Consider the following 11,949-nt stretch of genomic DNA (forward strand, 5'->3'; position numbering starts at 1 on the left):
CATATAAGTTTTTAAGACATAACCTAAAAACTTATATGACTTATATGTTTAAATCCTTTTACTTCAAAATTCCGGCTTTGTACGTAGCAATCGCTCTATCCCTAGCCATAGCGTGCTCAACCATTGGTTTTCCATATCCTAAATCGAATTCTTCGATCCATTTTCGGATGTAGATTCCTTTTTCGTCGAATTTTTTTTGTTGGATTTCTGGATTAAAAACACGGAAATAAGGAGCTGCATCACAACCGGTTCCTGCAGCCCATTGCCAGTTTCCAACATTGGCGGACAATTCGTAATCCAGTAATTTTTCAGCAAAATAAGCTTCTCCCCATTGCCATTGAATCAATAAATGCTTGCAGAGAAAACTCGCTACCACCATTCGGACTCTGTTGTGCATATATCCTGTTTCATTGAGCTGGCGCATTCCGGCATCAACCATAGGATATCCAGTAGTTCCCGAACACCAACGTTTGAAATCTTCTTCATTATTGCGCCACTGAATCCCATCATACGCTGATTTGAAGTTTTGTGTAACGACTTTGGGGAAACTGAATAAAATTTGCATGAAGAATTCTCTCCAAATCAATTCACTCAAAAAAACATCATTTTTGTGAAATGCCCAATTGACTAATTTCCGAACGCTTACGGTTCCAAAACGCAAATGTGGCGAAAGATAAGAGGTTTTGTCCAAGGCTGGAAAGTCTCTTATATCTTGATAATTTGAAATGAATTTTAAATTATGCGGCTTTACTTTTATTGGACTTTCTTCGAAACCTATTTGTTCCAAAGATGGAAAAGTAAAATTGTTTTTATGGAAGTTAGAAAACATATCCGTGGCATCATATTCTATAACCGGAGCCATTGATTTGTATTTTTCTAACCATTTATTTTTAAAAGGAGTATAAACCGTGTACGGCAATCCATCGGCTTTTGTGATTTCTTTTTCTTCGAAAATAACTTGGTCTTTAAAAGAATAAGAAATAGTATTGTTGGCTTCCAACATTTCACAAATAATGGTGTCACGTTGTATGGCGTACGGTTCATAATCTTTGTTGAAGAAAACTGCTGCGACATCGAATTCTTCTAAAAGTAATTGCCAAACTTCTATAGTTTTTCCTTTTTTAACCAAAAGAGAACTTCCTATTTCCTGTAATTGAGTATTTATTTTAGAAAGTGATTCGTGAATGAAACCTACTCTGGCATCGTTTTTTGGTAAACTGTCTAAAATGGAATCATCAAAAATAAACAATGGAATAACAGGATATTTAGATTTCAAAGCATGGAATAATCCAACATTATCTTCTAAACGTAAATCGCGTCTGAACCAAAAAAATGATACTTCTTGTTTCACCATTATTTAGAATTAAATAGTTGATCTACCATAACACGTCTGTGATCAAAGATGGTTTTCAATTTATTTTTTACGACAAGTGTATTCATAATTCGGCCGATGAAACCCAAAGGCAACGCATAATGAACTAAATCGGTCATTTTTACTCCGTTTTCAGTAGCTTCGAAAAAGTGTTTGTGATGCCACAGCGCGTAAGGTCCAAAACGTTGTTCGTCGATAAAATAACTATTCTCTTTTACGAATGTGATTTCGGTAACCCAAGGCAATTTCAAACCCAAAAGCGGCGACACTTTGTATTGTATTATTTGACCGGCATACATTGATTTATTATCAAAATCTGTGATTTCGAAACCCATTGTTTCCGGTGTGATTTTTTGAAGATTACTTGGACTGGAAAAAAAAGCCCAACATTCTTCTAAACTTGCATTTACATGCTGAACGGTTTCTTTTTTATAGAGTTTCATCTAAAAAATATTTAAGATTTTTGATTAACGATTCTTGATTTAAGATTTTCGAGCGTGCTATTAAGGATTTTCAGAAATCTGCGATCAAAAATCGTTAATCTTCATTCAAAAATCTCTTAACTTAATGATATTGCGCGTGAGGGATGGCAGTGGAGCTCTTTTTATAGCTGGCTTTTTTTGCTAGCTATAAAAAAGCGGGAACGTACAGCCCGACCCGATTTTTCATCGGGTCACGCCCAAATGGAATTGCTAGATTTTATAGTATTTAAAAGGCACGAATAACATTCCGAAACACTCACCATGTTCCTTACCCAAATGTTTGTGATGTACTTTGTGGGCTTTTCGCAAGCCTATTAAATACTTGTTATTGGTGTTTTTGAACCACTTGAAACGTTGATGAATCAAGACATCGTGAATCATGAAATAACAGAATCCGTAAAATGTGATTCCGAGTCCAATGAAAAATAAATAGTTCACCCCTCCTTCTACGCCAAAGTAAAAAAGAACGATGCTGGGAATCGCAAAAATCACAAAGAAAATGTCATTTCGTTCGAAAACATTCGCGTATTTAGGTTGGTGATGATCGGCATGAAAATACCACATCAAACCGTGCATAATGTACTTATGCGTAAGCCAGGTCACACATTCCATGAAAAGAAAAACACCTAAAAAGATTAAAAAGGAAATCATTATTTTGTTATTTATTTAAAATATAGGTTTTAAAAGTAAGCACTGCTTTATACTAATCTCAACTTGTACGTTACAAAAGATTGCGCCAATAGACCCGCTTTCGTATAATTTGAAACGCGAATTCTGGCATTCCCAATTTCATGACAAGGCGTGTTTTCAAGTTTTTTCAAGAGTTTTTTATAATATACAAATGCCGTGTAAACTCCAAATTTAGCTTCGATGGGCAGTTTTAGAATTCCTTGATATGCGACGTTAAAATCTTCCTGAATTTCCTTTATAATCATTTTTTTGGCATTTTCATCGAATGAATTCAAATCGACTCCCGGAAAATAATTTCGGTTCAAAACCAGATTATCGTCCTTCAAATCTCTCAAAAAATTAACTTTTTGGAAAGCAGACCCCAATCGCATGGCTTCGTCTTTCAACTGTTCATATTTATGGTCTTTTCCGGCTACAAAAACTTTAAGACACATTAGTCCAACCACATCTGCAGAACCATAAATGTATTCATCATATTCGGCTTTGCTATTGTAATCTGATTTTACTAAATCCAGTTTCATACTTTTCAAAAAAGATTGAATCAAGTCGTCAGTAATGTTGTATTTCTTAACCGTATGCTGAAAGGAATTCAAAATTGGGTTCAGACTTATCCCAGAATTATACGATTTGTAATATTCTTTTTCGAAATCATTAATCAATTCTTCCTTATCGAAACCATGAAATGAATCGACAATTTCATCGGCAAAACGAACAAACCCATAAATGCTGTATATCGCATCCCTAATGATTGGCGAAAGCATGTATACCGCCAATGAAAATGAAGTACTGTAGTTTTTAGTAACCAGCTTACTGCATTTGAAAGAGACATCATCAAATAATTGCTTCATGGCTATTGTTCTAAAAATTGCTTATTTATTAATTCCGACACTAGTTTTCCTGAGATCAATGCGGGCGGAACACCCGGTCCGGGAACGGTTAATTGTCCCGTGAAATATAGATTCTTTACTTTTTTACTTTTTAATTTCGGTCTTAAAAAAGCGGTTTGCAATAAAGTATTCGCCATTCCGTAAGCATTTCCTTTATACGAATTGTATTCTGAGACAAAATCATTTTTACAGAACGACTGCTTAAATATAATATTCTTTTTCACGCTTTGTTGCGTTAAGGCTTCAAAACGATCCATTAATTTATTGAAATATTCTTCTCTTAATTCCTCTGTATCTGTGATTCCAGGCGCTAACGGAACGAGAAAAAATCCACTTTCCATTCCTTCTGGCGCAGCCGTTGTATCAGTTAACGAAGGAAAGTTTGCATAAAACAAAGGTTCCTTTGGCCACTGTGGTTCATCATAAATATCTTTCGCATGCTGATAAAAATCAACATCAAAAAACAAGGCATGATGTGAAATATTTTCTATTTTTTTATCAAACCCTACATAAAACAATAATGACGAGGGTGCAAAAACACGACTGTCCCAATATTTCTCGGAATACGCTCGATGTTCCTTATCCAACAATGTTTCCGTATGATGATAATCAGCTCCGCTCAAAATCAAATCGGACGCAATTGTTTCTCCGTTTACAACTAAAGCTTTTGCCGTTTTATTCTCAACGATTATTTTCTCAATATTTGAACTCGTGTGAAACGTAACTCCTAATTCTCTTGCTAAACTTTCCATCGCACGAACTACATCAAACATTCCAGTTTTAGGATGCCAAGTTCCAAGACCAAAATCAGCATAATTCATAAAACTATAAAACGATGGCGTATCAGATGGTTTTGCTCCAAGAAACAAAACTGGAAATTCCAATATCTGAATTAAACGCTCGTTCTTAAATTTCTTGCGTACCTCTTTACTGATGTTAGTAAAAAACTGTCCCACTTTTAAAGCAGTTTCCTTAGTTACCAATTCCAATGGTGAAACTCCGGGACGATATACTAAATCTTTGATGGCAATATCATAATTGCTTTTGGCTTCGGCCATAAATTCATTTAGTATTTTGCCGCTTCCTTTTTCAATAGCTTCAAAAGCAAATATAATATCCGCTAAATTATCTGCAATTGCTATAAAATCATCTACACCATAATACACTCGGTATGCCGGAGATAATTTTATGAGCTCATAGTAATCAGTTGTTTTTTTGTCAAAATCAGCAAAAAAACGTTCAAATACATCGGGCATCCAATACCAACTTGGCCCCATATCAAATGTAAACCCTTCTCTTTTTAATTGTCTCGCTCTTCCGCCAATAGTTGCATTTTTTTCAAAAATAGCAACTTCATGGCCACTTTTTGCCAAATAACAGGATGCCGCTAAAGCTGAAAATCCCGAACCTATAATTGTAATTTTTTTCTTCATTTGTTTAACAAATATACAAAAATATTAAACAAAAAATTAAATTCGGTCTATTAATTCTGAAATGGAGTCGAAAATTGATATTTTATCAGAAAGTTCTTCTTTATTAATAAATTCAACCAATCTACCAGCGAACCATAACTCGGTGTTATCGTCTACCAATTCAGCGGTCATTTTGGCTACATATTCATTTATGGAATCTCTATCAGGCTGAACGGTCAGGTAGGATACGAAAACAATCGAATTAAAATGTTTCTTTAAATCTTTCAAATTTTCAATTGGCATACTCTCTCCCAAGTAAATCGTTTTATATCCATTCAAAAGAATTTCATAATTCAAATACATCAATCCCAACTCATGTATTTCATTCATTGGAAGGGAAAGAACAAAAACTTTATCGAATTTAGTCTGTTTTAAAACCTGCAATTTTTCAGTATTAACCAGTAATTTTTGTTTGACCAAATAACTGATAAAGTGTTCGTGCGCCGGCGTAATGGTATCTGACTGCCATAATAATCCCAATTCATTCATCAAAGGGATGAAGACTTCGTGAAAAACTTCTTTAAATGATTTATCAGCGATTAACCAATTGTAGGTATTGAAAAATAATTCCTGGTCAAAGTTCATCATTGCCATTTTAAAAGCACTGATAGCATGATTTTTAGCATTTTTTGTAGAAATAATTTCTCTTACCAGAGACGGTATTTTTTCTTGGGGATAAGTGGCAATTTTTGATATTTTATACCCATAATCATGCAACAAAGTAATATTTAAAAGCTTTTGCAAGCTAGCCAAATCATACAACCGAATGTTAGTATCAGTACGCATGGGTTGCAGTATATCGTATCTTTTCTCCCAGATTCGTATGGTATGCGCTTTTATTCCAGAAAGATTTTCAAGATCTTTTATACTGAAAACGCTTTTTATATTGTTCATTGTTTACGTTAATTTAATAAACAAATGTAAAATATTTTTCCCTATTAATTTGAAATAATCTGAAAACTATTGTTTTATTCTAAAGTAACATTGTCAAATGCATCCAATTTATCTAAATTCAGGATTGTTTTAGAATTATCAGTACTTCGGGCGTACATCGGTTCAAACTTTGCTCCATAGACTACTTCATTAAAGGTATAGGAAGTTCTGATTGCAACCGTATTACTGAACATATCATCAAAGGTTTTGATGAAAACAAGAATTTCACCATGAGTATTCTCAAAATCGGCTGACGTAAAATTATAAAGTGGGCTGTTTTCAGTTATTGGGTGAACCAAAGTCCAGCTTAAGGTTAATGCATTTATTTTATCCAATTCTAATTCCAAAGAGTAGAAATTATTAGTCATTATACCATTTTCCTCAACACTCATTCCAAGAGTCATTTTGGCTTCAGCATCAGTAAAATTCGTATTTTTAAAAGGGGTGGTTCTAATCATTAAGCCGGTAATTTCGCCGTAAGGTGCAATCAGGGCATTATGAGAAAACTTCAAAAATGCTGTTGGTTTACTAAATCTCCCGAAGAATAAACCCGTAGCAATAGCAAAACTCAACAACCCAATTAACGCTTCGGCAGCCGAAACAAGACTTGCCATAAAACCTGAAGGACTAATATGTCCATATCCTACTGTAGTAAAAGTTTGCGCACTAAAGAAATATGCCTGTCCAAATTGTACCCAATCTGACCCGGAGGTATCAATACCATTCAAATTCTCAATTCCTATAGCATAATAGATAAAGGCAAACAAAAAATTAATTCCAACATAAAATAACAGTAGAACCAACATGAATTTCCACCGTGGCATATCAATCATCGTATGATACCAACTGATGCGATGCAAAATATGCATGCCTTTCTTCTCTACATTTGCAGTTCCATTTTTATTTACAAAACGACCTCCATAACTATTGGCATTCGTCCCAAAGCCAGTATTTTTATCTGCTTTAGCTTTTATATTGATATTTTTTAAAGAGGCCATTTCATTTCAATTAGTTATAAGGTAAAAATAGCTAAAAATATTTTTATAAAACAGAACACATTTGCTTATAAATGTGTCTCTTTAATTCGAACAAAAGTATTTTCATAGCTTAACTCTTTCGTCTATAATTTTTTTTTAAATACGTTATTTTATAGTTATGGCAAGAAATATTTCCAAACTTAATATGAAAATTCAGTGAAAAAATAATTGATTAAAATAAATCAAAGTTACTGAAAATCAGTACCTTTATGTTGAATTTTACTTTTTTATATAAAACTGAATGTTATGTATAACGAGATGCTAAAAGATAGAATTGAAGCAGGTTTACTCCTTGCAGAAAAATTAAAAAAATATCAAAATAGCAATACAGTTGTTCTTGCTGTCCCCAGAGGCGGAGTACCTGTAGCAAATATTATTGCCAAAAGTTTACATCTTCCGTTAGATATTGTGCTCTCTAAAAAGATTGGACATCCTTACAACAGGGAATTTGCCATAGGTGCCGTATCAATAGATTCGACGATTATTGATGAGCATCCTGGTGTTTCCAATGAATATATAGAAGAAGCAATCGTCAGACTTCGAAAATTACTGCGGGGGAAATACGGACTCTACATGGGCAATCGCGAACCTATTGATATAAAAGGTAAAAACGTCATTTTGGTAGACGATGGTATCGCAACCGGAAATACCTTACTGGTCAGCATCAGTATGTTGCGAAAAAGAAACCCTGCAAAAATCATTGTTGCAGTACCGGTTTTACCTCGTGAGACCTTAGCAGTATTTGAGAAAAATGCAGATGAGTTTATCTACCTGATTGCCTCTAAATCTTTTAGAGGAGTAGGCGGATTTTATGAAGACTTTGATCAAGTGGAAGATGATGAAGTGATTAAATTGTTGAGTGTTACAAGCCCTATTGAATAGCATTACAAATCTACGTATTGTTTTATTTTAAAAAATCAATCATGGAGAAATTAGATTTGGAAATCCCCTTATCATCTGTCACATTGAAAGGGGATTTAGTAATTCCTGAGAACGCAATTGGGATTATTGTTTTTTCACACGGGAGTGGCAGCAGCAGGTTCAGTTCCCGAAACAGAATGGTAGCAGAACTCATTCAGCAACAAAAAATAGGCACGTTCCTCTTTGACTTACTTACCGAAGAAGAAGATCGTATTTACGAAAACCGGTTTAATATCGATTTACTAACCAACCGACTAATAGAGACTACACTATGGCTAATGGGATATAAAGGCGCAAAAAACGTACCCATAGGCTACTTTGGAGCAAGTACCGGAGCAGCATCAGCATTGCGGGCAGCAGCTCATTTTGGAAATAGAATAAAGGCGGTAGTATCACGCGGCGGACGCCCAGATTTAGCTATTACGGAATTACCTTTAGTAACCGCTCCCACATTACTCATTGTGGGTGGTGAAGATGTTCCGGTTATTGGAATGAACAAAATGGCTTATGATGAATTAGGATCCATAAAAGAAATGAAAATAATTCCGGGAGCAACCCATTTATTCGAAGAGCCAGGAAAATTACAGGAAGTCGCTGATTTAGCGATTGTCTGGTACAAAAGACATTTGACAAAAGAAAACGAGTAAGCATGTAAAAACTTGACCTATACTTTCCAATAATTACAGTCATTTATCATTGTTCTTTTGATTTTAAAATTATCCTAAATATATTTTTTTATTTACTTACATACAAAAACAGCTAAACCGAAAACGGCATATTACAAAAAAGGTACTATCATGAAAAAGACAATTACTTTTCTAATACTTTTACTTTTTACAGTAAATGCATTTAGTCAGACAATACCAGATAATGAATTTTCTAAAGAATATTACTTGAAGAAAAGTAAAAACCAAAAAACCACAGGTTGGATTTTACTTTCAGGCGGAACTATTATGACTGTAGTAGGCGTAATTGGTTTTAGCGATAGCTGGTATAGTAGTTCTAATGCAACAACAGACGCCTATGGTTTTATTATGTTGGGAGGTGTAGTTTCTGGTTTGGGAAGCATTCCTTTTTTTATAATGTCAGGAAATAATGCTCGAAAAGCGGCAACTATTTCTTTAATTAACCAGCCCGTTTTCAGCCCCATGCAAGGTTCATTAGTTCTAAACTCACAACCGGCGCTATCGGTAAAAATTACTTTTTAATACCTACTTATTCATCTTTTAAACTATATAATCAATTAAAAAACAAACAATCTAACATTTAAACATCAGTATTATGGCAACAGTAAATACGTATATCACCTATAATGGAAATTGCGAAGAAGCGTTTAATTTTTACAAATCAGTGTTTGGTGGTGAATACTCCTATTTTGGAAGATTTAAAGATATGCCCATGCAAGAGGGCAAAACCTGTCCTCCCGGGGATGCCGAAAAAATAATGCACATTTCCTTACCCATCAGTAAAGAAACTGCTATAATGGGAAGTGACAGCTTCGAATCGTTTGGCGCTAAAACCGTTTACGGGAATAATTTTTCGCTTTCCATCGGTGCAGAAAGTAAAGAAGAAGCTGACAAACTGTTCAATGCACTTTCAGCTGGCGGCAAAGTAGGGATGCCAATGGAAGATGCTTTCTGGGGAGGCTATTTCGGGACATTTACTGATAAATTTGGCGTGAATTGGATGGTGAATTTTGAGAAAAACCAAGGAGAATGAAAATTATTTCATAACTCTTTTCGGCAAAATCAAAACATTAAATATTTTCAATTTTACAGTGTTGGAAGCATTAAAAACAAACATATTATGAAAAACTCAAAGGAATCAATACGACTTTTTGAAAATCCAATTTTGGAAAGTCTTACAAAAACCAATGCTTTGTTTGTAATCGCCACTTTAGCACTTATATCGCTGAGCATACTCCTCTTTGGCATAATCAAAATAAAGCTATCCATACTGGGCTATATAGCTTTATTTTTTTCGGGAACCTTTGTTTATACACTTGCTGAATATTTAATACACCGGTTTATTTATCATTCGGCAGAATATAAAAACCCTAAAAAATGGATCTTCAAGATTCATGGAATGCATCATACTACTCCCCGGGACAAACAACGATTGGTTTTGCCTCTTCCTGTATCCATACCCCTCGCCGGCTTATTTATATTTATTTTCTGGCTTATTATGGACAAGTATGTTCTTCTATTTTTTCCTGGTTTTTTAATGGGGTATTCGTACTATCTGTCTTTACACTATTTCATACATACAACCAAAGCTCCCAAAAACTTTTTTCGTTATCTATGGAAACACCATTTACTACACCATTACAAAAATGAAACGGTAGCTTTTGGTCTTACATTTCCTCTTTGGGACATTGTTTTTGGAACAATGCCGAAAGATAAAAAACTTGAATAACCCCAAAACGTTTTAAAATGGCTAAACATAACGGAATGGCAATCGCAATTGCCTGGCCTGAATTTATTGGTAAACAGCCCGGTTCTTGGTATGACACCCCAATGCGCTGGTTGGGTCATAACAAGAATTTTCAATATAAAGTAGGTCATGCCTCATTGCTATTAGTAGACGTTGCCTCGGGCAATTGTTCGTATTTTGATTGTGGAAGATACCATGCTCCGTATCAGCATGGACGGATTCGGGATATTACTACTGATGCAAATCTTGAAATTCATACCAAGGCCAATTTTATCAATAATAAAATAGCAAATATTAAAGAGCTCTTGAATGAAATTCAAAACAACGAAACTACTTTTGGTATGGGACCGTTATATGCTTCCTATTGCCCTGTAAATATTGAATCTTCCAGATCCAAAATTAAAGAACTGCAAAATAAAGAAGCGATTCCTTTTGGTCCATTTGTAATTAATGGAATCAATTGTTGTCGGTTTGTGAGAAACGGAATTTTGGCTGGAGCCCCAGCGCTAAAATACCGTTTTAAACTACGCTATTTATGGCGTCTCAAACCCATGCCCATTACCAATATCAACTGTCTTTCGGATAAAGTCATTATACCGGAAATTGCTGCTGATAATCCAAAAAGACAACACCATCACTCCAATACAGTATATACCAAAGAAAATGTAAAAGGCACGCTAGCGGCACCAACTAGACCTGAAAATATTCCCAAAGACAGTCAATGGTTGGGTGGCGAAGTTGCCGGAGGTTGGTTTTGGTTGAAACCAATTGACGAAGGATACTTAATAAACCGGTATTCATCAGCAGGTGTTCCGGAATGTACCGGAAAATTTAGGTTAGCCGGCAGTGGATTCTTCAATATCAGAAAACCTTATTCGTTTTCACACTTGTCTCATTGCAGCAAAGTAACAATCATTCAGGGTGATGAAGTATTTGAATTTTTAAGAGAAGACTAATTCGTACTTACAAGATAAATACTTCCTTCCTGTTTTATAGCTTTGTAATTGAAAAACAACCTTAATCAATTATAAAAGATAAGAAAAACTTAATTATACAGTTACCCCTTTTTAATAGACTACCTTACACAAAAATCAATGTCCATAGAACATAAGGTTCGGCTGGTTGAAGAATTATTCGACCGTCTTGAAAATGAAATTAGTGCTTTCCAATCAGAAACTAATTTACATTGTCGTACTGGCTGTGGCCAATGCTGTTCTACACCAGACATCGTTGCTTCTCCCTTGGAGTTTTTGCCGTGGGCATTACATCTGTTTTTAAACAGTAAAGCCGAAGAAATGCTTGTTGAATTAAACAATAAATCCAATAGCAACTGTCATTTATACCGACCACTAGCTATTTTGGACCGTAGCAACGGAAGCTGTAGCAACTATCGCTATCGCGGATTGATTTGCAGGCTTTTTGGGTATGCCGCCAGCAGGGACAAATATGGTAAACTGCGATTGGCCACTTGCAAAATAATCAAAGAAGAACAACAACAAAACTACAAGGACACTGAAAAAGCCATTAGCAAAGGATTATACGTACCCATTTTTTCGGATTATTACATGCAACTTTCTCAAATTGACAACAGGCTAGCCATTACTTTACTCCCCATAAACGAAGCCTTAAAAATAGCCATTGAAGAAGTCTTGCATTATTATGCCTATAGACCGTTTCCGGGTGGATTGGAGAATATTGCCTAGAATAAAAAGGGCAACTAAT

General features: G+C 34.9%; 14 protein-coding genes. 7 read left to right on the forward strand and 7 right to left on the reverse strand.

Features of this window, described 5'->3' with window-relative positions; genetic code table 11:
- Positions 1 to 58 precede the first annotated feature (58 nt).
- From ACM55F_RS12315 to ACM55F_RS12345, 7 genes are all read right to left on the reverse strand, one after another.
- Positions 59 to 1,354, reverse strand: coding sequence for a cryptochrome/photolyase family protein (locus ACM55F_RS12315; RefSeq protein ID WP_416854094.1), 1,296 nt, complete (start codon positions 1,352 to 1,354; stop codon positions 59 to 61).
- A complete protein-coding gene (locus ACM55F_RS12320) occupies positions 1,354 to 1,815 on the reverse strand; it encodes an SRPBCC family protein (RefSeq protein WP_416854095.1) in 462 nt (153 codons plus the stop codon). The genes ACM55F_RS12315 and ACM55F_RS12320 overlap by 1 nt, the downstream gene beginning before the upstream one ends.
- A 249-nt stretch (positions 1,816 to 2,064) precedes the next feature.
- Positions 2,065 to 2,505: a sterol desaturase family protein gene (locus tag ACM55F_RS12325; RefSeq protein ID WP_416854096.1), complete on the reverse strand. Its 441-nt coding sequence runs from the start codon at positions 2,503 to 2,505 to the stop codon at positions 2,065 to 2,067.
- A 47-nt stretch (positions 2,506 to 2,552) separates the two neighbouring features.
- Positions 2,553 to 3,392: a phytoene/squalene synthase family protein gene (locus tag ACM55F_RS12330; RefSeq protein ID WP_416854097.1), complete on the reverse strand. Its 840-nt coding sequence runs from the start codon at positions 3,390 to 3,392 to the stop codon at positions 2,553 to 2,555.
- Positions 3,393 to 3,394: 2 nt separating this feature from the next.
- Positions 3,395 to 4,864 (reverse strand): phytoene desaturase family protein, encoded by a 1,470-nt coding sequence (locus ACM55F_RS12335; protein ID WP_416854098.1) that lies wholly within the window; start codon positions 4,862 to 4,864, stop codon positions 3,395 to 3,397.
- Positions 4,865 to 4,900: 36 nt separating this feature from the next.
- On the reverse strand, positions 4,901 to 5,797 hold the full coding sequence (locus ACM55F_RS12340) for a MerR family transcriptional regulator (RefSeq protein ID WP_416854099.1): 897 nt from the start codon (positions 5,795 to 5,797) through the stop codon (positions 4,901 to 4,903).
- 74 nt (positions 5,798 to 5,871) lie between these two features.
- Positions 5,872 to 6,834, reverse strand: a complete 963-nt coding sequence (locus ACM55F_RS12345) for an ion channel (protein WP_416854100.1) — start codon at positions 6,832 to 6,834, stop codon at positions 5,872 to 5,874.
- A gap of 285 nt (positions 6,835 to 7,119) precedes the next feature.
- Between ACM55F_RS12345 and ACM55F_RS12350 the strand changes: the two genes are divergently transcribed.
- The 7 genes from ACM55F_RS12350 to ACM55F_RS12380 all read left to right on the forward strand — a co-directional run bounded on the left by ACM55F_RS12350 (position 7,120) and on the right by ACM55F_RS12380 (position 11,930).
- Positions 7,120 to 7,755, forward strand: a complete 636-nt coding sequence (locus ACM55F_RS12350; RefSeq protein ID WP_416854101.1) for a phosphoribosyltransferase — start codon at positions 7,120 to 7,122, stop codon at positions 7,753 to 7,755.
- A gap of 41 nt (positions 7,756 to 7,796) precedes the next feature.
- Positions 7,797 to 8,441 carry a dienelactone hydrolase family protein gene (locus tag ACM55F_RS12355; RefSeq protein WP_416854102.1) on the forward strand — a complete coding sequence of 215 codons (645 nt, stop codon included), beginning with the start codon at positions 7,797 to 7,799 and terminating at the stop codon, positions 8,439 to 8,441.
- 150 nt (positions 8,442 to 8,591) lie between these two features.
- Positions 8,592 to 9,002: a hypothetical protein gene (locus tag ACM55F_RS12360; RefSeq protein ID WP_416854103.1), complete on the forward strand. Its 411-nt coding sequence runs from the start codon at positions 8,592 to 8,594 to the stop codon at positions 9,000 to 9,002.
- Between the two features lie 73 nt (positions 9,003 to 9,075).
- The gene (locus ACM55F_RS12365; protein ID WP_416854105.1) at positions 9,076 to 9,513 is read left to right on the forward strand and encodes a VOC family protein; all 438 of its coding nucleotides are present in this window, start codon (positions 9,076 to 9,078) and stop codon (positions 9,511 to 9,513) included.
- 87 nt (positions 9,514 to 9,600) lie between these two features.
- Positions 9,601 to 10,209 (forward strand): sterol desaturase family protein, encoded by a 609-nt coding sequence (locus ACM55F_RS12370; protein ID WP_416854106.1) that lies wholly within the window; start codon positions 9,601 to 9,603, stop codon positions 10,207 to 10,209.
- A 17-nt stretch (positions 10,210 to 10,226) separates the two neighbouring features.
- Positions 10,227 to 11,183 carry a DUF6695 family protein gene (locus ACM55F_RS12375; protein ID WP_416854107.1) on the forward strand — a complete coding sequence of 319 codons (957 nt, stop codon included), beginning with the start codon at positions 10,227 to 10,229 and terminating at the stop codon, positions 11,181 to 11,183.
- A 138-nt stretch (positions 11,184 to 11,321) separates the two neighbouring features.
- Positions 11,322 to 11,930, forward strand: a complete 609-nt coding sequence (locus tag ACM55F_RS12380; protein WP_416854108.1) for a YkgJ family cysteine cluster protein — start codon at positions 11,322 to 11,324, stop codon at positions 11,928 to 11,930.
- Positions 11,931 to 11,949 lie beyond the last annotated feature (19 nt).

The sequence above is a fragment of the Flavobacterium melibiosi genome (assembly GCF_048158545.1).
GTDB lineage: Bacteria > Bacteroidota > Bacteroidia > Flavobacteriales > Flavobacteriaceae > Flavobacterium > Flavobacterium melibiosi.